The sequence below is a fragment of the Amycolatopsis sp. MtRt-6 genome (assembly GCF_017308975.1).
Lineage (GTDB): Bacteria > Actinomycetota > Actinomycetes > Mycobacteriales > Pseudonocardiaceae > Amycolatopsis.
The window spans coordinates 66,927-91,692 of the sequence record NZ_JADWPD010000041.1 but is presented as its reverse complement, the minus strand read 5'-3'; the positions used below and the strand labels follow the sequence as shown (position 1 = coordinate 91,692).

At 73.2% G+C, this 24,766-nt stretch carries 18 protein-coding genes; 8 read left to right on the top strand and 10 right to left on the bottom strand.

Annotated elements, in window-relative coordinates; translation table 11 throughout:
• From I4Q55_RS43700 to I4Q55_RS43690, 3 genes are all read right to left on the bottom strand, one after another.
• Complete coding sequence (locus I4Q55_RS43700; RefSeq protein WP_206796608.1) at positions 1-1,677, bottom strand: recombinase family protein; 1,677 nt, start codon at positions 1,675-1,677, stop codon at positions 1-3.
• A gap of 170 nt (positions 1,678-1,847) precedes the next feature.
• Positions 1,848-3,404: a PucR family transcriptional regulator gene (locus I4Q55_RS43695; protein WP_307793472.1), complete on the bottom strand. Its 1,557-nt coding sequence runs from the start codon at positions 3,402-3,404 to the stop codon at positions 1,848-1,850.
• Between the two features lie 64 nt (positions 3,405-3,468).
• Positions 3,469-4,908, bottom strand: a complete 1,440-nt coding sequence (locus tag I4Q55_RS43690; protein WP_206796605.1) for an NAD-dependent succinate-semialdehyde dehydrogenase — start codon at positions 4,906-4,908, stop codon at positions 3,469-3,471.
• 198 nt (positions 4,909-5,106) lie between these two features.
• Between I4Q55_RS43690 and I4Q55_RS43685 the strand changes: the two genes are divergently transcribed.
• The 4 genes from I4Q55_RS43685 to I4Q55_RS43670 all read left to right on the top strand — a co-directional run bounded on the left by I4Q55_RS43685 (position 5,107) and on the right by I4Q55_RS43670 (position 11,370).
• Positions 5,107-6,381: an aspartate aminotransferase family protein gene (locus I4Q55_RS43685; protein WP_206796604.1), complete on the top strand. Its 1,275-nt coding sequence runs from the start codon at positions 5,107-5,109 to the stop codon at positions 6,379-6,381.
• A gap of 95 nt (positions 6,382-6,476) precedes the next feature.
• On the top strand, positions 6,477-7,967 hold the full coding sequence (locus I4Q55_RS43680) for an ABC transporter substrate-binding protein (RefSeq protein WP_206796603.1): 1,491 nt from the start codon (positions 6,477-6,479) through the stop codon (positions 7,965-7,967).
• A 20-nt stretch (positions 7,968-7,987) separates the two neighbouring features.
• Positions 7,988-9,805 (top strand): ABC transporter permease subunit, encoded by a 1,818-nt coding sequence (locus I4Q55_RS43675; protein WP_206796602.1) that lies wholly within the window; start codon positions 7,988-7,990, stop codon positions 9,803-9,805.
• 95 nt (positions 9,806-9,900) lie between these two features.
• The gene (locus I4Q55_RS43670) at positions 9,901-11,370 is read left to right on the top strand and encodes an RICIN domain-containing protein (RefSeq protein WP_206796601.1); all 1,470 of its coding nucleotides are present in this window, start codon (positions 9,901-9,903) and stop codon (positions 11,368-11,370) included.
• Between the two features lie 10 nt (positions 11,371-11,380).
• On the opposite strand, the gene I4Q55_RS43665 is transcribed toward I4Q55_RS43670, so the two are convergent.
• The gene (locus I4Q55_RS43665) at positions 11,381-12,538 is read right to left on the bottom strand and encodes a mandelate racemase/muconate lactonizing enzyme family protein (RefSeq protein WP_206796600.1); all 1,158 of its coding nucleotides are present in this window, start codon (positions 12,536-12,538) and stop codon (positions 11,381-11,383) included.
• Between the two features lie 72 nt (positions 12,539-12,610).
• Here I4Q55_RS43665 and I4Q55_RS43660 point away from each other — a divergent pair, with 72 nt between their 5' ends.
• From I4Q55_RS43660 to I4Q55_RS43645, 4 genes are all read left to right on the top strand, one after another.
• Positions 12,611-13,360 carry a FadR/GntR family transcriptional regulator gene (locus I4Q55_RS43660; RefSeq protein ID WP_242547801.1) on the top strand — a complete coding sequence of 250 codons (750 nt, stop codon included), beginning with the start codon at positions 12,611-12,613 and terminating at the stop codon, positions 13,358-13,360.
• Positions 13,361-13,420: 60 nt separating this feature from the next.
• Positions 13,421-13,696 carry a hypothetical protein gene (locus I4Q55_RS43655; protein ID WP_206796599.1) on the top strand — a complete coding sequence of 92 codons (276 nt, stop codon included), beginning with the start codon at positions 13,421-13,423 and terminating at the stop codon, positions 13,694-13,696.
• 93 nt (positions 13,697-13,789) lie between these two features.
• Positions 13,790-15,214: an extracellular solute-binding protein gene (locus I4Q55_RS43650; protein ID WP_206796598.1), complete on the top strand. Its 1,425-nt coding sequence runs from the start codon at positions 13,790-13,792 to the stop codon at positions 15,212-15,214.
• The gene (locus I4Q55_RS43645; protein ID WP_206796596.1) at positions 15,211-17,220 is read left to right on the top strand and encodes an ABC transporter permease subunit; all 2,010 of its coding nucleotides are present in this window, start codon (positions 15,211-15,213) and stop codon (positions 17,218-17,220) included. The genes I4Q55_RS43650 and I4Q55_RS43645 overlap by 4 nt, the downstream gene beginning before the upstream one ends.
• Here the strand turns inward: I4Q55_RS43645 and I4Q55_RS43640 are convergent, their stop codons facing one another.
• The 6 genes from I4Q55_RS43640 to I4Q55_RS43615 form a co-directional block, all read right to left on the bottom strand.
• The gene (locus tag I4Q55_RS43640) at positions 17,221-17,961 is read right to left on the bottom strand and encodes a ribonuclease activity regulator RraA (protein ID WP_206796595.1); all 741 of its coding nucleotides are present in this window, start codon (positions 17,959-17,961) and stop codon (positions 17,221-17,223) included.
• Between the two features lie 43 nt (positions 17,962-18,004).
• Positions 18,005-19,741 carry an ABC transporter permease subunit gene (locus I4Q55_RS43635; protein WP_206796594.1) on the bottom strand — a complete coding sequence of 579 codons (1,737 nt, stop codon included), beginning with the start codon at positions 19,739-19,741 and terminating at the stop codon, positions 18,005-18,007.
• On the bottom strand, positions 19,741-21,249 hold the full coding sequence (locus I4Q55_RS43630; protein WP_206796593.1) for an ABC transporter substrate-binding protein: 1,509 nt from the start codon (positions 21,247-21,249) through the stop codon (positions 19,741-19,743). Before I4Q55_RS43630 ends, I4Q55_RS43635 begins: the two co-directional genes overlap by 1 nt.
• 166 nt (positions 21,250-21,415) lie before the next feature.
• Positions 21,416-22,858 (bottom strand): HAMP domain-containing sensor histidine kinase, encoded by a 1,443-nt coding sequence (locus tag I4Q55_RS43625; RefSeq protein WP_206796592.1) that lies wholly within the window; start codon positions 22,856-22,858, stop codon positions 21,416-21,418.
• Entirely contained in the window at positions 22,855-23,547 is a 693-nt protein-coding gene (locus tag I4Q55_RS43620) for a response regulator transcription factor (protein WP_206796622.1), read from the bottom strand. Before I4Q55_RS43620 ends, I4Q55_RS43625 begins: the two co-directional genes overlap by 4 nt.
• Positions 23,544-24,716 carry a streptophobe family protein gene (locus tag I4Q55_RS43615; RefSeq protein WP_307793470.1) on the bottom strand — a complete coding sequence of 391 codons (1,173 nt, stop codon included), beginning with the start codon at positions 24,714-24,716 and terminating at the stop codon, positions 23,544-23,546. Before I4Q55_RS43615 ends, I4Q55_RS43620 begins: the two co-directional genes overlap by 4 nt.
• Between the last annotated feature and the right edge of the window lie 50 nt (positions 24,717-24,766).

Sequence of the window (24,766 nt, the reverse complement as noted above, 5' to 3'; positions counted from 1 at the left end):
TCAGGCCGCCTGGGCCAGCTGGCCATCGTCGACCGGGTCCGGCTCGGTGAACAGCAACCCTGGATCGATCGTGTCGGTGTCCAACCGGCCCTTCAACCGACGGGTGCTCCGGTGGATCCGGGGCCGCATGATCGCCCGGAGGACCTCCCGCTGCGCCGTCCGATCCAGTGCGGCGAATGCCTTGCGCGCGTCCGGGCCGATCACCGTAGCCAAGACCGGAGGCAACGCGGCCCGCTCGGCCGCACGCTCGGCCTTGGCGATCCGTTCCAGCAGACCGGCCTCGATGTCGATGAAGCTCGACCGCGAGACCCGCCCGGCGATCGCGTCAGCCTTCCAACCCTCCAGCTCCGCCCGTAGCACCCGCGCCTCCTCTGCAGAGGCGGCCGAGTTGCCGACCTGGACGTCCAGCCGGAACAGCTTGGCCGCGTCGCTGCGCTCCAGCTGCGTCATCGCCTGATCCAGTAGCCACGCGTCCAGCAGCACCCGACTACGCCGCACGTGCCCGGCCGGGCACCGGTAGATCGGCCCGATATCCGTCTTCTCCCGAGGGCCCACCCCGGCCTCGCAGACCCCGCAGCGCGCGATCCCGGACCAGAAATGCTTCGCCCGCGACCCGTCCCGAGTCGCCTTCTGACCCTGACCGGCGAATCGCGCCACCAGCTCGGTGCGCTCATCGGCTTTGATGATCGCGGGCCACTGCGCCTTCACCGGCGCCAGCACCGTCTCGCCCGACTCGTCGGTCGTCTTCACCACCACCGGCTTGCGCTGATGAACACGGATCCCCGCTGCGGGCTTCGACAGGGCGATGTTGCGGACCTTCGTCTCGTCCCAGCTGGACGCCACGATGTAGGGGACGCCGTCCCGGTTGAGCTCACGGGCCAGTTCTTTCGGCGACTCGCCATCGGCGACCCGCAGCACCAGCGCCTGCGCCGCCGCCGCGTCCTCCGGCGTCAGCCGGGCCAGCAGCCGCTGCCACTCGTGCTCATGCTGGCGCTCGGCTGCCAGCGCGCGGACCAGCCGGACATCCCATCGGCGATCACGCGCGCACGGCACACCTGCCTCATTCAGTTGCCGGGCGATCCACGACAGCGCCTTGCCATCCAGGCACCAGCCAACGATCCGGCGCACGACCTTCGCCTGCGACCAGTCGATCACCTGCCCCAGTGACTCACCCGTAGTCGGGTCGAACCGGCGCGAGTAGCCATACGGCACCGGCCCGGCGTGCTTGCCGTCTCGCGCACGCTTGCGCACACCCCGCCGGACGTGCCCGGACAGCGTGTCCGAGGCGCCCTCGGCGTCCAGCGCGTCCCGGGCTGTGGCCTTGCGGTCGGCCGGGTCGGTCATGTCGTAGATCCGGCCGCCATACGCCCAGAAGGCGCCCATCTCGATACAGATCCGGCGCAGCCGGACATAGACCTCAAGATCCCGCTGCGCCCGCGACGGGTCGAACGTCCAGAGCAGGTTCGCTCGGCCCGACCGCAGTACCTCCAACGCTCGCTCGTAGTCCTCACGGACCTCGGTGGCGTACATCGACGCCGACTGGTTGTTATCGCAGAACTCCCCGGCATCGACAATGTCGAACTCATCGAAGAACTCATCGCCCTCGTCACGCTGCGAGGCCACCGAGATGCTTCGACCCGAGGCGTCCTGCGACGCTCTCAAATACTTGATCCCCACCAGCTGAACTTCAGACGCCCGCCGCCCCACAGAGCGGCGGGCCAGACTAGAACCGATCATGAAACTAGCCTAAGTCCGAACGCAGCCTTGGGTGCGTTGGACGCACCGAAGGCCGCCTTGGGTGCGTTGGGCGCACCGAAGGCCACCTTGGGTGCGTTGGCCTTGGGGCGCTAGCTGGTGGGCCGGCCCGCGCGCTGGGCGTCCAGGGCCGTCACCGCCACGTGCAGGCGGGCCCGCACCTCGCCCGACTCCAGGTCCGCGCCCAGAACCTGCTCGATCAGCCGCAGCCGCTGGTACAACGCCTGGCGGGACAGGTGACCGCGGCTCGCGGTGACGGACTTGTTGCCCGCCGCCGCGAGGTACGTCCGCAGTGTTCCCAGCAGGTCCGTTCCGTGCGTGTGGTCGTGGCTCAGCAACGCCGCCAGCTGGCGCTCGGCGTACGCCTGCACCCGGGGGTCGTCGCGGAGGGAATAGAGCAGCTCGGGCAGTCCCACGTCGCCGATCGTGTACACCGCGGGCGGCACGTGCGGCGGGACCGCGCCGGCGACCTGGTCCGCCTCGGCCGCGGACCGCGCCACCTCGGCCAGTTCACCCACCTCCGCGCCGGCGTGGACCGCGACGCCTGCCAGCTCGGCCATTTCCTCGGCCGGCGGCCGCCAGGCGCCGGGCTCGCGGAAGGCCAGCAGCACGCCGAGGCCGCGCTCGCCGAGGTCGCCCACCAGCGCGGTGCCCGCGAACCGGGCTCTCAGCTTCTCGGCCAGGATCGCCCGGTCCGCCACCCGCAGCAGCAGCACCACGAACCGGCGGCCCTGGGCCGGCACGCCGAGCGCCGCGAGCCGGGCCCGGGTCTCCGGCCAGGACGGCTGCCGGTGCTCCAGCACGTCGAGCAACGCGTCCCGGTGGGCCTGGTCCTCCCAGCGCGGCTCCTGCGTCAACCGGGCCAGTGTCACCGCGCCGGCCGCGCGCTCGAGGACCAGGACGTGCTCGGCGCGGAACGGCGCGTCCGCGGTGGGCAGCATGACCAGCCTGCCCCACTGCGCGCCGCGGAACTCCACCTGCGTGACGAGCCACCCCTCGGGCCCGCCGACGCCGGTGCGCCCGGCCGGGGACGGGGTGGCTCGCGACCGCGGCTCCCACCGGTCGAGCACGTCCTCGAGGCCGCGCTCGCCCGTGGCGAACACGAGCGCCTGGTGCGTGAGGTTCTCCAGCACGACCGCCTGCCCGGTCATCGCGACCGCCGCCCGGACGACCTCCTCGGCGCCGGCGCCGCGCTGGGACAGGGCGGTGAACGTGTCGTGGACCCGCTGTGCCGCGCGCAGCGTGCGCACCTGGCTGCTCAGGATCAGGGTGTGCAGCTCCTGGGTCACGTCGATGAACCGGACCGCGCGGCGCAGCACGACCAGCGGCACGCCCCGGGCGCGGAACCCCGCGACGAGCTCGTGCGGCACCTCCCGGTAGCGGCGGCCGAGTTCGAGCACCACGGCCGCGGCGCCGACCTCCGCGATCTCGGCCGCGTAGTCGTCGAGGCGGGCCGGGAACCCGATGCCCGTCGTCAGCACCAGCTCGCCGCCGTCCAGCGCGGCCGTGGGGTTCGCCCACTCCGTGACGTGCACCCAGCGCACCGGCCGGTCCAGCCGGTCCCGGCAGGCGACGACCTTGGGCAGTCCCCGCGCCAGGACGGGCCGGGCCAGTACCTCGGCCACCGTCACGGTTTCGCCATCACTCACCGTCGTACTCTGCGCCCTCGCCGCACCGGACGCAACGACAGCGCCGTTCACACCACAGCGCCGTTCAGCGGACCGGCACCGCCACGTACTTGTGCTCGAGGAACTCGTCGATGCCGAGCCGGCCGCCCTCCCGGCCGAGGCCGGACTGCTTCACCCCGCCGAACGGCGCCGCCGGGTTCGACACCACGCCCGTGTTGAGGCCGACCATCCCGGTCTCCAGCCGCTCGCTGACCCGCAACGCCCGGTCCAGCGACCGGGTGAAGACGTACCCGACGAGCCCCCACGGGGTGTCGTTGGCCCGCCGGACGGCCTCGTCCTCGTCGTCGAACGTGAGGATCGCCGCGACCGGCCCGAAGATCTCCGTCGCCGTCAGCTCGCTGTCCGCGGCGACCGGCGACAGCACCGTGGGCGGGTAGAACCACCCCGGCCCCGGCGGGCACTCCCCGCCGGTGAGCACCCGGGCCCCGCGCCGCACGGCGTCCGCGACGAGCAGGTCCACCTTGCGGCGGCCGGCCTCGTCGATGAGCGGCCCGACGTCGACGCCGGCGCGGGTGCCCGGACCGACGACGAGCGCGCTCATCCGTGCCGCCAGGCGCGCCGCGAACTCGTCGGCCACCGACCGGTGGACGAAGAAGCGGTTGGCCGCGGTGCAGGCCTCGCCCATGTTGCGCATCTTCGCGGTCAGCGCCCCGTCGACGGCTTCGTCGAGGTCGGCGTCGTCGAACACGATGAAGGGAGCGTTGCCGCCGAGCTCCATCGACGCGCGGAGCACGGTGTCCGCGCACTGGGTCAGCAGCAGCTTGCCGACCGCCGTCGAGCCGGTGAAGGACAGCTTCCGGATCCGCCCGCCACGCAGCAGCGGTTCGACCACCGCCGCGGCCCGGGACGTGGTGACGACGTTGAGCACGCCGTCCGGCAGGCCCGCCTCCCGCAGGATGCCCGCGAGCGCGAGGCTCGACAGCGGGGTCTGCGGCGCGGGCTTGAGGACCACGGTGCAGCCCGCCGCGACCGCGGGGCCGATCTTGCGGGTGCCCATGGCCAGCGGGAAGTTCCACGGGGTGATCAGCAGGCAGGGCCCGACGGGCTGGCGCATGAGCAGCATCCGGTTCCGGCCGTCCGGGAGCACGCCGTAGTCGCCGCCGATGCGCACCGCCTCCTCGGCGAACCACCGGAAGAACTCGGCGGCGTAGGCCACCTCGCCACGGGCTTCGGCGAGCGGCTTGCCCATCTCGGCGGTGATCAGCTCGGCGAGTTCGTCGGTGCGGGACAGGATGATGTCGTGGGCCCGCCGCAGGATCTCGCCGCGTTCCCGCGGTGGGGTGGCCGCCCACGGCTCCTGGGCGCGCACGGCCGCCTCTTCGGCCAGCAGGGCGTCCTTCGGGCCGGCGTCGGCGACGTGCGCGAAGACCTCGCCGGTCGCGGGGTCGTCGACCGGCATCGTGGCGCCGTCCACCGCGTCGAGCCACGTTCCGTCGATGAAGAGCCGGCCGGGCAGGTCGATCATGGGGCGCTCCTGGGGACGGAGGGACTCGGGACTCCTCCGAGCCTGATCGCCGCGCCGGTGCCCGGCAAGGACGGAAGTGTCAGCTCCGGGGCCGCCCGGCTTGACGTTTTGTCAAGCCGGGCCGCCCGCCCGCTCGCGTAGCGTCGGGAACGTCCGCAGTGGAGGGTCGTCCCCTCGCCGAGCCGACTGGAGAACACCTTGCCGGAGAACGAGTTCCGCGTCCTCGACGGGCCCGCGCTGTGGAGCGCGCAGGCCCACCTGCCGTCGGTCCTCGGCCGTCAGCTCGTGATCACCCGCGCCGAAGGCAGCTACGTGCACACCGCCGACGGGCGCGCGTTGTTCGACGGCACCGCCGGGCTGTGGCACGCCAACGTCGGGCACGCCCGCCCCGAACTGGCCGACGCGGCCTACGCGCAGATGTGCCGCCTGGAGACCTACCACGTCTTCGGCCGGTACCTCAACGACCGCGCGGTCGAGTTGGCCGAGCGGCTCGCCGCGGCCGCCCCGTTCCCGGCCGCCAAGGTGATCCTCAACAGCGGGGGTTCCGACGCGATCGACGTGGCCTGCAAGCTGGCCCGCCGGCACTGGCACCTGGCCGGCCGTCCGGCCAAGACGATCGTGCTGAGCCGGGAGTTCGCCTACCACGGGCTGCACGCCTACGGCACCAGCATCGCCGGGCTGGACTTCAACCGCGCCGGGTACGGCACCGGCTCGCTCGTCCCGGAGACCGCCCGCGTCTCGGCCGACGACATCACGGCGGTCGAGCGCACGGTGGCGGAGCTCGGCGCGGACCGCATCGCGGCCATCGTGGCCGAACCCGTCCAGGGCACCGGTGGCGTCAACCCGCCCGCACCCGGTTACCTCGAAGGGCTGCAGCGGATCTGCCGCGACAACGACATCCTGTTCATCGTCGACGAAGTCATCACCGGGTTCGGGCGCACCGGCGAGATGTTCGCCGTCGAGCGGTACGGGCTGACGCCGGATCTGCTGACGTTCGCCAAGGGGGTCACCTCGGGGTACGCGCCGCTCGGCGGGGTGCTCGTCGCCCCGGCCGTCTGGCAGCCGTTCTACCGGGACTCGGCCGAGACGCCGGTCTTCCGCTACGGCTCCACCTACTCCGGCCACGCCACGGCCTGCGCGGTCGCCCTGCGCAACCTCGACCTGCTGGAGGAGGAGAAGCTCCTGCCGCGGGTCGTGGAGCTGGAGTTCCTGCTGGCCCAGGAACTGGAGAACCTGCGCGCCCTGCCCGGCGTCACCGACACCCGCGTCGCCGGTCTGCTCGGCGGCGTCACCCTCACCGCGGACCTCGGCGCCGAGGCCGTGGCCGACGAACTCGTCGACCACGGGTTCATCACCCGGCCGTTGCGCGGCAACACCCTGCAGATCAGCCCGCCGTTCATCACGACCGACGCCGAGCTCCGCGGGCTGGTGCGGGCGATCGGAACCGTCGTCGCCGGACACGGAGCCGGCTGACGACCCGGGCCGCGGCGAGATCTTCGGCACATTGAGTGAAAACGGTTTTCAGGTAGCCTGCTCGCAGCAGACCTGCCCACGAAGAACCGAGGATCATGAGAACCCGTCGCCGCCTGCTGGTTGCCTGCCTGCTGCTCGCTCCGCTCCTGTCGGGATGTTTCGCCTCCGCCGGCGGGGCCGGGGCGTCCCCGGACGGCGGGCGGCTGCGAGTCGCGCTGGCCTTCGCGCCGTCACAGAACTTGTCCCCGTACGGCCAGGACGGCTACATCCTGTCCCGGCTGGGTGTCGCCGAAGGCCTGACGCGGCTCGCCGCCGACGGCACCGCCGCGCCGGCGCTCGCCGAGTCCTGGCGGGCCGACGACGCCGGCGGCGGGTGGGTGTTCACGCTGCGGGAGGCGAAGTTCCAGGACGGCGGCCCGGTCACCGCGGCCGCCGTCGTGGCCGCGCTGACCCGGGCCGCGCAGGCCAAGCCGGTGCCGCCGGCACTGGGCGGGGTGCAGCTGACCGCCGTGGCCGTGGGGGACAAGCAGGTGCGCGTCACCACCGGAACCCCCGACCCCGTGCTGCCCCTGCGGCTGTCCAACCCCGCGCTGGCGGTGTTCTCCCCGAAGGCGTACGAGGCGGCGGGCGCCGTCGGCCTGCTCGGCACCGCGACCGGACCGTTCGTCCTCAAGGCCGTCGACGGCACCACCACGGCCACTTTGGACCGGTTCGACGGCTACTGGGGCGGCCGCGCCCGGTCGGCGGGCATCGACGCGAAGTTCGTCGCCGACGGCACCGCCCGTGCCAACGCGCTGCGCACCGGTCAGGCCGACATCGTCGACGCGCTGCCGGTCGCCCAGCTCGCCTCGCTGGACAAGCAGCTGGTGCAGCTGAAGGTCACCCCGCGGAACACCGCGCTGTACCTGAACACGAAGTCCGGCGTCTTCGCCGACCCCGCGGTGCGGGCCGCCGCCCGGGAGGCGATCGACACCTCCGTCCTGGCGAAGAACGTGTACGAGGGCTACGCGGAGCCCGGCCGGGGGATCTTCGGGCCCGCGTTGACCTGGGCCGACGGCAAGCGGATCCCGCCGGCGGGCCGGGCGAAGGCGGTACGCCCGGCGGGCGCCGCCATCACGATCGCCACCCACAACAGCCGTGCCGAGCTGCCCGAGGTCGCCCAGGTGCTGCAGCAGCAGCTCGAAAAGGCCGGCTTCACGGTGAAACTGGCCGTCCTCGACTCCGCGCGGCTGGACAGCGACGCCCTCGCCGGGAAGTTCGACGCCGTCGTCAGCTCACGCAACGTGCTGCTGGAGACCGGGGACCCGATCTCCGTCCTCGCGAGCGACTTCACCTGCGCCGGCGGTTACAACCTGGCCGGGATCTGCGACAAGCGGATCGACGACGCCGTCGCCGCCGCCCGGCCCGTCGCCGACCCCGGCCGGCGGCAGGACGCGGTCATGGTGGCCGAGGCGGCCGTCCTCGCCACGGACGCGGTGATCCCGCTGGTGCACCTGAAGGTGGCCGTGGGGGTCGCGCCGTCGGTCCAGGGCACGGTGCCGGACCCGTACGAGCGGGCCATGGTCGACACGGGGACCCACCGCTGAGCACGCCGAAACCCGGCTTCGTGCCCCGCGCTTTCCTGCGGTACGGCGGCCTCGACGTGCTGTGGCGGATCGGGCTCACCGCCCTGCTGGTGTGCGGGATCGGCCTGCTGCCCTGGCTCTCGCGGACCGACCCCGCGCTGACCGTGCTCAAGGCCCGCGCGGCGGACGGCGATCCCACCCCGGAGGCCCTGCGGGCGGTCCGGGACGAGCTCGGGCTGGGGGAGGGCCCGCTGCGGCTGCTCGGGCGGTGGCTCGGCGGGCTGCTGCACGGCGACGCGGGCCGGTCGTGGGTGTCCGGCACCGAGGTGCTGCCGTCGGTCCTGGCGTCGCTCGGCGTCTCGCTGCTGCTGATGGCTGCCGCGCTGGCGGTCGCCGTGGTCACGGCCGCGGCGGTGTGCGCCCGCACGCTGTGGCTCGGTTCGCGGCGGCGCCTCGACGGCCGCGGGGCCGGGGGCAGCGGGGCGGCGGTGCTGGCCGCGCTGCCCGAGTTCCTCGTCGCGGCCACCTTGGCGACCGTCGTCGGCGTCAAGCTGGGCTGGCTGCCCGCGCTCGGCTGGTACGGTCCACAGTGGATGGTATTGCCCGCGTTGTCGCTCGGCCTGCCCGCCGGCGCGGTGCTCGGCCGGATGCTCGACGACCTGCTGCCCGGCGCGTTCGCCGAGCCGTGGACACTGACCGCCACCGCCTACGGCGTGTCGCCGGGATCCATTGCCCGGCAGGCACTGCGGCGGTGCGTGCCCGCGCTGGTGCCCAACCTCGGCCTGTTCGCGGTCGGGCTGACCGGCGGTGCCGTGGCCGTGGAGAAGCTGTTCGACATCCCCGGTCTCGGCCGGACCACTTTGGACGCCGCACTCGCCCAGGACCTGCCCGTCCTGCAGACCGGCACGCTCGTCCTGCTCGCGTTCGCGGCGGTGGCCGGGGTGCCCGCCCGGCTCGCGGCCCGGTTCCTGCTCGGGCCGGCGTTGCGGGACGGCGAGCTGAGGTCACTGAGCGGGCCCGCCGAACCCAGGCCTCGCGCGCTGCCACTGGTGTACGGGACGCTGCTGCTCGGCATCATCGGCCTCGGCCTCCTGCGCGACCCCTACACCGTCGATCCCGCCGCCCGCCTGCGGCCGCCGTCGGTGGCCCTGCCGTTCGGCGCCGACGCGCTCGGCCGCGACATCCTCGCCCGGGTCGGCCACGGCGCGCTCGGCACCCTCGCGTGGGCCGTCGCCATCAGCGCGGCCGCCCTCGTCGCCGGTGTCCTGCTGGGCTTCCTGCCCCGGATCTCCGGGCCGCTGGTCGAGCTGGTCAACGCCGTGCCGCCGGTCCTGGCCGGGCTGCTGGTCGCCGGCGTCGCGGGCAGCGGCCCGTGGACGCCCGCGCTGGCGGTGGCCGCCGTCGCCTGGGCCCCGCTGGCCACCCACACCTCGGCGCTGCTGCGCCAGGAACGCGCCACCACGCTCATGGCGGCGACCCGCGCACTGGGCGCGGGGGAGTGGTACCTGCTGCGCCGCCGGCTGCTCCCGGCCGTGCTGCGGCCGGTGACCCGGCACGCCATGCTGCGCCTGCCCGGAATCGCGTTGGCGTTGGCCGCACTGGGTTTCCTCGGGCTCGGAGCCCAGCCGCCGTCGCCCGAGTGGGGCCTGCTCATCGCCGAAAACCACCCGTACGCGGAGCGCGCTCCCTGGGGCGTGCTGGCGCCGGCGGCCGTGCTGGCGCTGCTCGGGGCCCTGGCCGTGACCGCGGCCGGCGGCGTCCGGTGGCGGCGCCGCACGACGGGGCGGTTCGCTCGAACCGATTCGACCGCATCTTCTCCGGCGGTGAAAGTTTCAGCCCCTGGTGAGAGCTCTTCTTGACCCGTGCTCCGCCCATTCGTACCATGCTGGCGCACCGATCGCTCGAACCGGTTCGACATCCGGCGAGCCGGCGGCCGCGCCAGAGAGGAACCGGGATGTCCAGGCCACCGCGACAGTCCACAAAGGAACGTTCGAACCGGCCGCTCGCGCTGCTCGCCGTCCTGATCACCGTGCTGGCCGGTGCGCTGCTTCCCGTGCCCCAGGCGCACGCGGCCACGAGCACGTTCACCCTCGGAACCACGCGTACCGACACGGCCGGCCGCGCGCTGCAGCTGCACGGCATGGGCATCGTGCAGGTCGGGAACACCTGGTACGGCTTCGGCGAGGACAAGACCGGCCAGACCACGGCGAACACCGCCTTCCAGGCCATCCCCTGCTACACCTCGACCGATCTGGCGAACTGGACGCACCAGGGGACCGCGCTGGCGAAACAGGGCAGCGGCGACCTCGGGCCGAACCGCATCGTCGAACGGCCCAAGGTGATCTACAACGCCGCTACCCGGACGTACGTCATGTACCTGCACATCGACAACACGAGCTACTCCGACCAGCGGGTCGGCGTGGCGACCAGTCCCACGCCCTGCGGCCCGTACAGCTACCGGGGGAGCTTCCAGCCGCTGGGCAACCAGAGCCGGGACATCGGCCTGTTCCAGGACACCGACGGGTCCGCGTACCTGCTGAGCGAGAACGCCGGTCGCAGCCTCCGCATCTACCGGCTGTCCGCGGACTACACGTCGGTGGCGAGCGCGGTGGCGACGTTGCCGAACCACGAGTCCCCGGCCGTGATCAAGGTCGGCGGGACGTACTACCTGCTGGCCTCCCACCTCACCGGGTGGGCCACCAACGACAACGTGTACGCGACCGCGACGTCGCTCGCCGGTCCCTGGTCGCCGTTCCGCAACTTCGCGGCGCCGGGCACGAACACCTACAACAGCCAGACGGCGAACATCATCACGGTCCAGGGCAGCGCGGCGACCACCTACATCTACGCGGGCGACCGCTGGACGGGCAACGCCATGGGGAACTCACCGCTGATCTGGCTGCCGCTCACGATCCGCGGCACGATGGTCAACCTGGGCCAGTACCCGAGCTGGACCCTCGACGTCGGCGCGGGCACGTGGTCGGCGAACTCGGGGCTGCCCAGCGCCGGCACGCACGTGCTGAAGAACGCCGGCAGCTCGATGGTGCTGGACGCCTCGGGTGCCTCGACCGCGGCCGGCGGCAAGATCATCCAATGGCCCGCGCACGGGGGCGCCAACCAGCAATGGCGGTTGACGAAGCTCGCCGACAACGTCTTCACGATGGTCAACGTCAACAGCGGGCTGTGTCTCGACGTCCCGGACGGGTCCACGGCGAACGGGATCCAGCTGCAGCAATGGACCTGCACCGGTGGCGCCAACCAGCAATGGACCGCGGACCTGGTGGGCAGCCTCACCGGCAGCCAGTACTTCCTGCAGAACGTCAACAGCGGCCTCGCGATCGGGGTGTCCTCCACCGCGAGCGGCGCGCCGGTCAGCCAGCTCGGCGGGACGGGGGCGGCGAGTCAGGTGTGGACGGTCTCCTGACCCGCCCGGCCTACTCGAACACCCCGTAACCCGCGACGGCGTGGGCCCGGACACCGTCCATGTCCAGCTCCACGCCGATGCCGGGCGCGTCGGGCAGCGTGATGTAGCCGTCCTTGACGATCGTGCCGCTCCCGTCGGGGGCGTGGACGTAGCTGTCCCACACCGCGCGTTCCTCGAGGGCGTGCCATTCCTGGACGAAGAAGTTGGGGATCGCCGCGCACTGGTGCGAGGTGGCCATCGTGCCCAGCGGCGTCGACACCAGGTGCGGGGCGAACGGGATGTAGTGCAGCTCCGCGAGGTTGGCGATCTTCTTGGCCTCGGCGAGACCGCCGCACTTGGGCACGTCGGGCTCGATGACGTCCACGGCGCCGCGTTCGAGCAGTTCCCGGAATCCCCAGCGCAGGTAGAGGTTTTCCCCGGCGCAGATCGGCGTGCGGGTCTGCGCGCGGACCCGCACCAGCGCGTCGACGTTCTCCGCCGGGACCGGTTCCTCGAGCCACATCAGGTCGAACGGCTCGAGTGCCCACGCGATCCGGCACGCGCTCGGCACGTCGTAGCGGGCGTGCAGGTCGATGGCGAGGTCGACGTCCGGGCCGATCGCCTCCCGGACGGCGGCCACCCGCTCGGTCATCGAGCGCAGCTCGGCGGCGTTGACCGTGTGGTTGAAGGCGTCGAACTTGGCCGGGTGGTGGAGGTTGTCGATGTCGAACTTGAGGGCCGTGAAGCCTTCGGCGACCATCCGCTGGGCCCGGTCGACGCACCCGGCGACCGAGCCCGCGGGGTCGTCGCCGTCGCCGCAGTCGGCGTAGAGGCGGATCCGGTCGCGGAACTTGCCGCCGAGCAGCCGGTGGACCGGCTGGCCCGCGGCCTTGCCCGCGAGGTCCCACAGCGCGAGCTCGATCCCGGACAGGGCGATCACGAACACCCCGCCCTGCGGGCCCGCGAAAACCTTGCCGCGGCGCAGTTTTTCCCAGCACCGCTCCACGTTGCGCGGGTCCTCGCCGAGCAGCAAGGGTGTCAGGGCGCGGATCATCCCGACGACGGCACCCGCGCCGGCGTCGGGATTGGCTTCCCCGAACCCGCTGAGGCCCTCGTCGGTGTCGATCCGCACCAGCGTGGCCTCACCGTGGTAGGCCACCACCGCCGTCGTGACGTTCACGATCCGCATTGCTCTCCTGCCGCCGGGTGGTGCCGATGAATGGAGTAACGCGCGGTCCAACTTGTCCGATAAGCTGATGACATGCAAAGGAGACAAGAGTCTCCGGACGCTGTCAAGGTCCGGACGCTCCCGGTGCAGGTGGCGGCCCACCTGACCCGGCGCATCGTCGCCGGGGGGATCGAAGCCGGCCGGGCCCCGTCGGAACTCGAGATCGCCCGGGAGTTCGGGGTGTCCCGTGTGGTCGCGCGGGAGACGCTCAAGATCCTTGCCGCACTGGACATCGTCGACGTCGCGCAGGGCCGCCGCGTCGTCGTGCGCCCCCGGGCCGAGTGGGACTACCTGAGCCCGTTGCTGATCGAGTGGCTGCCCACGGAGATCGTCGACGAGCTGCTGCAGGAACTGCACCAGCTGCGCGTGCTGCTCGAACCCGAGCTGGCCGCGATGGCCGCCGCCAGCGTCACCGACGAGACGCTGGCCCGGCTCCGGGGCGAAATCGGCCGCATGGCGGAGCTCGAGGCGGATCCCGAGGCCTACCTCGAGGTCGACCAGGAGTTCCACATGGAGATCTGCCGGGCGGCCGACAACCGCATCCTCGACCGGATCATGTACTCCGCGCGCTGGCTCGGCACCGCCAGCCGCCGCCTCACCAACGAGGCGCCGGCCGGCAGCCTGCACCGCGCCACCGCCCAGCACACGGAGATCTACGAGGCGCTCGTGGCGCGCGACCCGGAGGCCGCCCGCTCGGCGATGCGCCGGCACCTGAGCAACAACTACACCACGCTCCTCGCGGAGAAGGAGCAGCGAAGCAAGCGGGCCGCCCGGCGGCGTTAGAAGCACTGCACGACACTGCACGACCGAGTTCCGCCAACCGTTGACGAGGACGGACGAGGCATGGCAGCACCCGCGATCCTGCTGATCCGCCCGGCGCCGACCGGCACCGGGCCCGCCGATCGGTTCCCCGCGCGGCGCAGACGGTGCGCCAGCCACGGCCGGGCCACGGTGCCGCCCCGCGCCGACCCGGCGCGGGGGCGGACTTCCACACACCGGCCGCCGGCGGCGGGCACCTCGACGCCGGGCTTCGCCACGCCGCCCGGCTCCGGCCTCGCGCGGGTGCGCCCCGCCCGCCCCGACCCCCGCACCAGTAGTTCCGCAGCACTCACCGCATGAACGATCCGCAGCGCGGCACTCGCCCGCTGCCCGCCGGTTGCACCGTCGCCCCGTCGGTCCGCGTCCGCCCGATCGGACGCGAAAGGAGTGGTCATGGCAGAGAAAACGGACTGGTCGAGGCGCTCGTTCCTCGGCATGAGCGCGCTGGGTGTGCTCGGTCTAGCCGGGTGCGGGGGCGGCCCCGCGCCCGCGCCGCAGGTCGACGTCCAGGTGCCCAAGGCCCTGCTCGACCAGGCAGCTTCGCTGCGCGGTGGCTCGGCGGGGATGCTGTCGCAGAAGCTGTATTCGGAAGCCGCCAACAAGGCGCTGGACAAGTCGCTGCAGGTGCTCGCCCAGGCCACCGGCACCACGATCCGCAACGACCTGGTCTCCGGCGACGCCGGCGACATGGTCGCGAAGATGAACGCCGAGGTGCAGGCGGGGACCAACCGCGATCTGGCGTTCGTGAGCGACCGGCGGTTCGTCGGCCAGCTCCACAACCTCGGCGCCCTCACCGACGTCACCGACGTCGTCGAGGAGATGCGGGCGCTCTACGGGGAGCCCGCGACGGCGTCGACGAAGTTCTGCGTGTTCGACGGGCGCTGGTACGCGATCCCCTACCACTTCATCGCGTCAGGGATGTACCTGCGCAAGGACTGGTACGCGGAGAAGGGGCTCCCGCTCAAGCCCCACTACACGTGGGAAGAACTGCGCGACAACGCCTTGGCGGTCTCCGACCCGGCGAAGCGGCGGTTCGGCTGGGGTCTCACGGTGAACCGCTCCGGCGACGCCAACGGCTTCATCCAGAACGTCATCAACACCTACGGCGGGGCGATCGCGGACAACACCGGCACGAAGGTGGTGTTCAACTCGCCGGAGACCGTCGCCGCCGTCGCGTTCATCGGCGACATCTACACGAACCCGAAGTACACGCCGATGCTGCCACCCGGGATCGGGAGCTGGACCGACTCGAGCAACAACGAGAACTGGCTGGCCGGGATCCTGGGGCTCACGCTGAACCAGTTCAGCGTCTACGCCGACTCGAAGACCAAGAAGAACCCGGTCTACGCCAACACGCACCCGTTCAACGGCGCCACCGGACCGGCGATCGACCGGCCGCTCGCGTACGGCGAGTCCAACTCGTTCGTCGTGTTCAAGGGAGCGAAGAACCCCGATCTCGCCAAGCTGGTGGCGAAGTTCATGGTCAGCGGGAGCGCGCTGCTCGGTGTCGCGAAGGAAGCGCCGTGCCTGGTGAACCCGTCGTGGGACAAGGTGTGGGACTCCGACCCGTACTACACCGGCGGTGACCCGGCCTTCCCCGCGCTGCGGGAGCAGACCCGCGCGCAGCTGCCGATGACCACCCGGACGGGCTACGCGTTCCCGCAGGCGCCGAGCCCCGGCGAGCAGGCCGCCCTCGCCGCCTACCTGCTGACCGACATGATGCAGTCGGTCATCCAGGGCACCCGGCCCGCCGACGCCGTCGCCGCGACCCACGCCCGGATCGTCCAGGTCTTCGAACAGCAGGGCTACCGGCAATGACGATCCTGCGTCCGCGCCCGGCACCGGCCCGTCCGGCGCCGGGCGCGTCGTCCTCGCTCACCAGGTCGCAGCGGCTCCTCGGGCGCGACTGGCGGCTCGCCGCGGTGTTCATCGGGCCGACACTGGTGCTGGTCGCCGGCCTGATCCTGGTCCCGATCGTCAGCTCGATCGTCACCAGTACCACCGAGCGCCACGGTGCGGAGACGGTCTTCGTCGGGCTGGACAACTACGCCGCCCTCGTCGACGACGCCATGTTCCACCGCGGCGTGCTCAACTCGTTCGTCTTCACGGCCTACGCCGAGATCTTCAAGGTGACCTTCGGCCTCATCGCGGCGTTGATGCTGCACCACATGCGCCGCGGCCGGGCGATCGTGGCCGGGATAATCCTGCTCCCGTGGGTCATCCCCACGGTCGTCACGGCCTTCACCTGGCGGTCGCTGCTCGACCCGATCTTCGGCAGCGTCAACGTCCTGCTCACGGACTCCGGGATCGGGCCCGGTCTCGCCGCGATCGGGCTCGTCGACTCCTGGCCCGCGGAGTGGCTGTCCGACCCCGCGCTCGCGATGCCGTCGGTCATCCTGGTCAACGTCTGGAAGGGCATCCCGTTCTTCACGGTGACGTTCCTCGCCGGGCTCAAGGCCATCGACGGCAACCTCCACGAGGCGGCGATGGTGGACGGCGCCTCGCCGTGGCAGCGCTTCGTGCACATCACGCTGCCGGGGCTGCGCAACGTCATGGTCGTGACGGTGCTGCTGTCGTCGATCTGGACGTTCAACAACTTCGACCTGATCTGGCTGATGACCCAGGGCGGACCGGGGGACGCCACCGCCCCGTACGTGCTGGTGGCCTACTCGAAGGCCATCCTGCAGCTGCAGCTGGGCGCGGGCGCCGCGGTCACGCTGGTGATGCTGCCGATCATCGCCGTCCTCGTGGTGATCCTCGTGCGGATGATGCGGCGCAGCGACCTGCCCGGCGCGGGCGACCTGGGACGCCGGCGGCTCACTCCCGCTCAGCGCCGGGCGCTGCCGTGGGTGATCGTCGTGGCCTCGACGCTCGTGCTCGCCTGGGCGTCGCCGCAGATCGCCTGGAAGGCCGCGCTCGTGCTGGGCGTGTTCGTGGTGCTCGCGGCCGCCGTCGGCCGGGTCGTCTCCGCGCTCGCCGCGCGGAGCAAGCGGCTGGCCGCCCGCCTGGCCGGCGGCACCGGCACGGGGGTCGCGCTCGTGGGCCTGCTGGGCTTCGTGCTCGCCCCGCTCTACTGGATGACGGTGACGGCCTTCAAGTCCGACGACCAGATCGTCGCGCGCACCGACGACCTCTGGCCGACGCCGTGGACCACCGAGCAGTTCACCAACCTGTTCACGGGCCGGGCGTTCGGCGCCTGGTACCTCAACACGATCCTGGTGTCGGTGGCGTCGACCGCGATCGCCCTGGTCTGCGCGGCGCTGGCCGGGTACGCGCTGGCGCGGCTGAGGTTCCGGGGTTCGGAGAGTTTCACGGTGACGATCCTGCTCACCTACGTGATGCCGGGCGCGCTGCTGTTCATCCCGCTGTACCAGCTGGTGAGCGGCATCGGGCTCAACGACTCGCTGTGGTCGCTGGTGCTCGCCTACCCGACGTTCACCCTGCCGTTCGCGACGTGGCTGCTCGTCGGCTACTTCAAGTCGATCCCGGCCGACCTCGAGGAGGCCGCGCTGGTCGACGGCTGCACGCGGTTCGGGGCGTTCCTGCGGATCGTGCTGCCGCTGGCCAAGCCGGGCCTGCTCGCGGTCGCGCTGTTCACGCTCACCAACGCGTGGAACGAGTTCCTGTTCGCCTTCGTGTTCATCACCAAGGACGACTACAAGACGCTGCCGGTCGGCATGCAGTCGATGATCGTCGGTGACGTCGTGCCGCAGGGGCAGCTGGCCGCCGCCTCGCTGCTGATCAGCATCCCGGTCGTGCTCATGTACGGCTTCGGGCAACGGTTCCTGACCGAGGGCCTCACCGCGGGGGCGGTGAAGGGATGATCAGTCCTTGCCCTGTTCGGCACGCCACCGTTCGTACTCGGGCCGGGCCTCGTCCGACAGCGGGTAGTACCGGCGCAGGTCGCCGCCCTCGGCCAGCCGGATCCGGGAGAACTCTTCCCATTCCGCGTGTTCCTGCGCGGCGGCCAGCAGGGCGGGGGCGAGCTTCACCGGCACGACGACCGCGCCGTCGTCGTCGGCGACGATGATGTCGCCCGGCTCGACCAGCGTGCCGCCGCACGCCACCGGGACGTTGACGGCGGCCGGGACGATGTCGGTCTGGGCGTGGAAGTTCGGCGTGGCACCGCGGATCCACAGCCCGAGGCCGAGCTTCTTGGCCTCGCCGATGTCACGCAGGCAGCCGTCGACGACGACACCGGCACCACCGCGGCCCTTGAAGTAGGTCAGCATCATCTCGCCGAACACGCCGCTGCCCATGTCGCCACGCGCGTCGACGACGATCAGGTCGCCGGCCCGCGCGTGGTACATGACGTGCCGGTGCAGCTGCTTCTCCGGCTCGGCGTATTCGTCGACGGGGTAACGGTCTTCCCGCTTCGGCAGGAACTGCAGCGTCAGCGCCGGACCGGCCACGCGCACACCGGGCGTCACCGAAACCGGGCCACGGATGAAGGCGCTGCGGATCCCCATGCGGCTGAGCTCGGCACTGGCCGTCGCACTGCCGACGGCGGCGAGGGCCGCACTGAGTTCGGCGGGCGGGCGAACGATGTCGGGCGTCTCGACCACGTCGGGGGCTCCCTTGGTTCGCGCTGAGGGTTCGGGTTCGAGCTTAGTGCGAGCGAACCAGCTTTCGCGACGTCACCAGGCGCGGACCGGCGGCGGCGAGCACGGACAGCAGGACGAGGGCGCCGGCCGGGGCGAGGGTGGTCCAGGGTGCCAGTTCCAGGTACGGCTGGTTCTCCGCCAGGAGCCGGCCCCACTCCGGCGTGGGTGGCTGCTCGCCCAGGCCGAGGAACCCGAGCGAGGCCAGGACCAGGATCGTCGTCGGCAGGCGGAGGGCGGCGTTGCGGACGACGGCGGGCAGCACCGCGGGCAGCAGGTGGTGGCGCAGCAGGTGGATCGGGCCCGCGCCGAACGAGATCGACGCCTGCAGGTAGCTCGTGGCCCGTTCCCGCTCCAGCAGGGCCGCGGTCTGGGCCGCGTACGGGGTCCAGCCGACCAGGCACACCGCGCACGCCGCGCCCCACACCGACGGGCCGGTGACCGCGGTCGTCAGCAACCCGGCCAGCACGGCCGGCAGCGTCGACAGCACCTCGGCCGGCCCGGCGCCGGCCGGGCCCGCCATGCCGAGCAGCACCCCGATGACGACGGCGACCGCTGTCACCGCGAGCGCCACGGCGGCCGTGCGGACCGCGCCGTGGCCCAGGCGGGCCAGCATGTCCCGGCCGAGGGCGTCGGTGCCCAGCGGGTGCGCCGCCGAGGGCGGCAGCAGGCGGGCCGCGGTGTCCACTTGGGACGGATCGCGCAGCAGGCCGGCGACGCCGACGGCGAGCAGGACGAGGGCGCAGCCGCCGAACACCCGGCCGAGGGAGCGGCGGCGGGCGGGTGGAGGCGCGGCGGCCAGTCCGCCGTCGCGCAGGGCGGGCCCGGCCAGCCGGCGGCACAGCGCTTTGACGAGCAGCCCGGCCACGATGCCGAGCAGGGCCAGCAGCAGGGTGGCGGTCTGCAGCGGCGGGAGGTCCTGGGCCAGTGCGGCGTCCAGGGCGAACCGGCCGAGTCCCGGGATGTTGAAGACCTTCTCCACCGCGACCGCGCCGCCGACCAGGCCGACCACGCTGGGCACCAGCTGCGGGACCACGCCGGCCAGCGCGCCGCGCAGCGCGGGCCGGACCAGCCGCCCCGGCCCGAAGCCGGCGGCGTGCCAGGTCCGGACCCACGGCTCGCCGAACGTGGCCGGCAGGGCGTGGGCGAGCAGGCCGCCGATCACCGCCCCGGACGGCACGCCGAGCGCGAGCGCGGGCAGCACCATGGACGCCGGCCCCGTCCAGCCGCCGGGCGGGAACCAGCCCAGCCACACGCCGAAGACGGTGGCGAGCAGCGAGGCGAGCAGGAACTTGGGCAGCGCGGCGAGCGAGGCGGCCACCGTGCCGCCGCCGTCGTCGCGCAGCAGCCGCCGGGAGCCGAGGTACAGCGTGCGGGTGCTGACGAGCGCGGCCACCGCGATCGTCACCACGAGGGTGGCGAGCATCAGCGTGAGCGACACGCCCAGGGCGGCCGTCACCTGCGGCAGCACCGGCGCGCCGGACACCCAGGACGTGCCCGCGTCCCCGCGCGGCAGCCCGCCGAGCCAGCGCGCGAAGTGGGTCAGGGGGCCCTGGTCCAAGCCCAGTTCCGCGCGCACCGCGGCCAGCTGCTCGGCCGTGGGGGCCTGGTCGGCGGACCGGGCCGCCAGCACCGTCCGCGCGGGATCGGTGCCGGACAGCCACGGCAGGAAGGCGACCGCCGTCAGCAGGGCGCCGCCGGTGGCCAGCTGGCCCGCGCCCGCGCGCCACCGGGTGCCGGCCACTACTTCAGTCGCGTGTCGACGGTGATCAGCGAGCGCTCGCGCGGGTCGAGGACCACGCCTTCGACGTTGGTGCCGATGCCCTGCACGACCTTCTCGTTGACCAGCGGGACCACGGCGTCCGTGCGCAGGATCTCGGCCTCCGCCCGCATGATCTTCTGCCGCCGGAGCGTGGTGTCGCCTTCCGCGGCGGCGGCCGTGATGGCCTGGTCGACCCCGGCGTCCTTCAGCCCGGCGATGTTGTAGACGCCGTTGCTCAGGTAGTCGCTCGCGAGGTAGGCGACCGCGTCCCCGGTGTCGAGGAGCGTCACCCGCGACAGGATCAGCGCGTCGTACTTGCCCGCGAGGAGGTCGGCCTCCATCTGCGTGTACTCCCGCACGTCCTGCTGCACGGTGAAACCGGCCCGCTCCAGCTGCTGCTGCAGGACCGTCGCGGCCTCGGGCAGTTCGGCGCGGTTGGTGTAGGCGGCCAGGCGCAGCGTCCGGCCCTGGGTCTTCGCCCGGGTTTCCGCGACGGTCGCGGCCGGCGCCCGCCCGTTCACCGCGACGCGCAGCCCGGCGGCCCAGGGGATGGCGGGTCCGAACAGGCCCGGCGCGGGGTCGGCGTAGCCGCCGAAGACCGAGCTGACGAGGGCGGAGCCGTCCACCGCGCCGCGGGCGGCGGCGCGCAGGGCCGGGTCGGTGAAGATCCCGGCGGCGGTGTTGAGGATCAGGCTGTCGGCCCGGACGGAGGCCACCTCGTGCCGCGTGTTCGCGTCCAGCAGGGGTGCCTGGGCGGTCGGGATCCACTCGGCGATGTCGACTTCGTGGGCGCGCAGGGCGTTGGCCCGGGCGGTCCCGTCGGCGATCCAGGTCACGTCGATGCCGGCGGCCTTCGCCGGGCCGCCCCAGTAGCCGTCGAAGCGGTCCAGGGTCGCCTGGGTCTTCCCGGAGAGCTTGGTGATCCGGTAGGCGCCGGTTCCGGTGCCTACCGGGCTGACGGTGCCGTCCGCGGCGTACGCCTTCGCGGCGAAGATGCCCAGCGCGGGGCTGGCCAGCCGGAGCGGGAGCACCGGGTCGGCGGTCTTCGTCCGGATCGTGACGGTGCCGTCGGCACCGGCTTGCGCGCTCAACGTGACGTCGCTGAGCACGCGGGGCCGGGTCTTGGCCGCGGCGGCGTGGTCGAGGGCGTTCACCACGGCGCCGGCGGTGACGTCGGTGCCGTCCTGGAACTTCGCCGGGCGCAGCCGGAAGACCCAGGTGGTGGCGTCCTGCCGGGTCCAGGAGGTCGCCAGCGCCGGGGCGGCGGCCCCGTCCCGGTCCAGTGCGGTGAGCCCTTCGGCCACGGACAGCTTGCCCAGCGCGGTGGCGTCGTTGCTGTACGGCGACAGCGCCTGGGCCGGCGGCACCGCCAGCGCGACCCGCAGCCGGGCGGCCGCCGGGTTCGCGGCCGGGGTGCTGCCGGCGGCGAAACAGCCGCCCAGCAACGGGACGAGGGCCAGCACGGCCCAGAGTCGGGGGGTTGAGCGCACGATGAGTCCTGTCCTGCGGAGAGCGGTCGGCCCGGCCCGGCCGGCGACCGCGGCAGGGCCGGGTCAGCATATGAGGTTAGCCTTACCAAGGTCATTTAAGGTGATTGAGGTCTCAAGGACTTGGCCGACCGGCCGGCTCACCTCGGCGGACCGAGGTCGTCGAGCGTCAGTCCGCGAACCCGTTCTCCGGCAACGGCAACGCCAGCCGGAAACAGGCACCTTCCCCCACGGCGGTCTCCAGTTCGACCTCACCGCCGTGGGCACGGGCCAACGAGCGCGCGATCGACAGGCCCAGGCCGGCGTCGGCGCCCGGCGTGCGCGTGCGTGACCGGTCCGCCCGGTAGAAGCGGTTGAACACCCGGTTCGCCTGCTCGGCCGTCATCCCCGGGCCCTCGTCGGCCACTTCGAGCACCGCTCGGCCGGCCACCGTGCCGACCCCGATGCGCACCCGGGTGCCCGGCGGTGTGTGGGCGGCGGCGTTGCCCACCAGGTTGGTGACGACCTGGCGCAGCCGGGCCTCGTCGGCGTCCACCGGTGCCGGGCCCGGCGGGCCGGCGCCGCCCGGGCCGGTCAGGGACACCGGGCGAGTGGGGTCGAGGGCCCGCAGGTCGTGCCGGGCGTCGCCGGCCAGGGTGCGCAGGTCCATCGGGGCCCGGTCGAGCTGCTCTTCGGGTGCCTCGTCGAGCTGGGCGAGCAGCAGCAGATCCTCGGTCAGCGCGGTGAGCCGGGTGGCTTCGCCGTCGATGCGGCGGATCGTGTCGTCCACATCGGACGCTCCCATCCGGTAGAGCTCGGTGGACCCCTTGATGCCGAACAGCGGGGTACGCAGTTCGTGGCTGACGTCCGAGACGAACGCGCGCATCCGCGCCGCCGACGCGGCCCGGTCGGCGAAGGCCCGTTCCAGCTGGCCGAGCATGGTGTTGAGCGACGTCGCCAGGTGCCCGATCTCCGTGCCGGGCGGCGCGAGGTCCGGAACGCGCCGGGTGAGGTCGCCGCCGGCGATCGCCGCGGCCGTGTGCTCGATCCGGCGCAGGGGACGCAGCCCGCGGCCGAGTGCGAACCAGCCGGCCGCGGTCAGCACGACGAGCAGCGCGGCGCCGGTGACCAGGCTGCTCGTCCGCAGCTGGGCGATCGTGGCGTCGGCTTCGGCGAGCGGGGCGGCCGAAACGACCGTCCCGCCCCAGCGGACGGTCGGCCGCGCGACGGCCCGCCAGCGCTGCGAGCCGTCGGCGGCGGCCAGGTCGACGGCCGTCCCGTCGGCCGGGACCGTGCGCAGCGCGTCGACCGGGGGCAGGACCGCCCCGGCCACCCGGGACGAGTGCAGGCCGCCCGCCACCGCGCCGTTCGCGTCGAGGTACACGACGTACGGGGTGCCGAACAGCTCGAGCGCGGGATCGAGGAGATCGGGCCGCACGGCGGGGTTCGCGGCCGGCGGCGGCCCGGCCGCCAGCGAGATGAGCTCGGTCATCGAGCGCAGCTGGCCGTCGAGCCGGTCGAGCTGGAACCGTTCCAGCTGCCCGGAAACCAGCGTGCCGATGAGCGTCAGGCCGGCGAGCAGCAGGCCCGCGGTGAGCAGCAGGAGCCGGGCCCGCAGGGAAAGCCGCCTCACCGGCGGGGCTCCCGCAGCACGTAGCCGACGCCGTGCACGGTGTGGATCAGCTTCGGTTCGCCGGTGTCGACCTTGCGGCGCAGGTAGGAGATGTAGGTGTCGACGATGCCGGCGTCGCCGCCGAAGTCCTCGCGCCACACCCGGTCGAGGATCTGCGCCTTCGACACCACGCGCCCGGCGTTCTCCATCAGGTAGCGCAGCAACCGGAACTCCGTGGCGGACAAGCGGATCGCCTGCCCCGCGCGCGTCACCTGGTGGCCTTCGGCGTCGAGCACGAGCGTGCCCACCTCGAGCACGGCCACCGGGTGGCCCGCGGTCCGGCGGAGGATCGCGCGGATCCGCGCGATCAGCTCCGCCAGGTCGAAGGGCTTGGTCACGTAGTCGTCGGCGCCGAGGGAGAGGCCGGTGACCTTGTCGGACGGGCGGTCCCGCGCGGTGAGGAACAGGACGGGCACCGGCGCGCCGGTGCCGGGGTGCCGCTCGCGCAGCCGCCGGACGACCTCGAAGCCGTCCATGTCGGGCAGCATGACGTCCAGCAGCACGAGGTCGGGCGGCTCCGCGACGGCCGCGGCGACCGCTTCCCGCGCGGTCGCCGCCGACGTCACCCGGAAGCCGGCGAACCGCAGCGCGGCGGAGAGCAGCTCGCGGACGGTGGCCTCGTCGTCCACGACCAGCAGCCGGGACGTCATCGCTTCCATACCCGCGAGGATACGGAGATCGCGTCGGCGAGCAGGGATCCCGCGAAGCCCGCCACCGCGCCGCCCGCGAGCCCGGCCACCAGCGCGAGCAGCGGGTTCGCCGTCAGCCGCGCGGCGAAAACGGGCAGGGACAACCCGAACGCGCCCACGCTGACGTCGAGCGAAGCCCGCGACAGCAGCGTCCCGGCGGCGAGCACGGCGGCGGTCACCGGGGCGAACCGCACGGCGAGTCCCGCGGCCCGGCGCAGCGGTCCGCCGGGCCGCCGGCTCGCGGCCGCGAAGGAGACGGCCGCACCCAGCAGCACCACGGCCGACAGCCCGAGCAGCGGACCGCCCGGCGAGACGGGCAGCGCGGACGAGGGGCTGATCGTCCAGGGCACGCCGAGTCCCAGCAGCACGGCTCCGCCCACGAGCTGGGGGAGCGCGAGCAGGACACCCCCGGCGGCCACGGTGCCGCCGAAGGTGAAGGCCGCGGCCAGGCACAGCACGCCGAGCCCGGCGGCCGGCCACCGCGCGGCGCGCAAAGCCGTTGCCACGACCGGGAACCGCGTGACGAGCAGGCAGCCTCCGACGACGGCGAACGCCCCTGCCGCCGCACCCGCCACCGTCGGGCCGACGGCCACGGAGAAGCCGGCGTCGAGCCCGCCGGAGAGGGGGAGCCGCGCGAGACCGGTGGCACCCGTCGTGACACGCTCCGGCAGCGACAGCGTGCCTCGTGCCGTCAGCGCGATCACGGCGAGTCCGGCCGGCAGGGCCACTGCCGCTACCGCGCCGCGGACGAGCCACCCGTCTTCGCGGCGCCGTAGCAGCAGGGTGCCGAGGACCACCGCGCCCGCGAGGGAAACGCCCAGCGGCAGCACGTCGAGGCTGCCCCGCACGGCGACCGGCAGCCCACCGGCCGGCACCGCGCCGGCCTCGACCGTGCCGCCCACGGCCAGCGCGACGGCCGCCGCGGTCAAGGAGCCGAGGTCTCCGACGCGCCCGGCCCCCAGCAGGGCCAGGCCGGCCGCGGCGACACCCGCCATCGCAAGCACCGCGGCGGCGGCCGCGACCAGGCCCCGGAACACCTCGGCGGCGATTCCGGCGGACCCGCTCTGCCCGACGCGGCCGGCCCCGGCAGCCCCGGGCCCGGCGGCGGTGGCTGCCGGGCGTCGGAACACCGCGCCCATCAGACGCCCCGGCGCCGGAAGCCGGCGGCCGCCACCGCGCC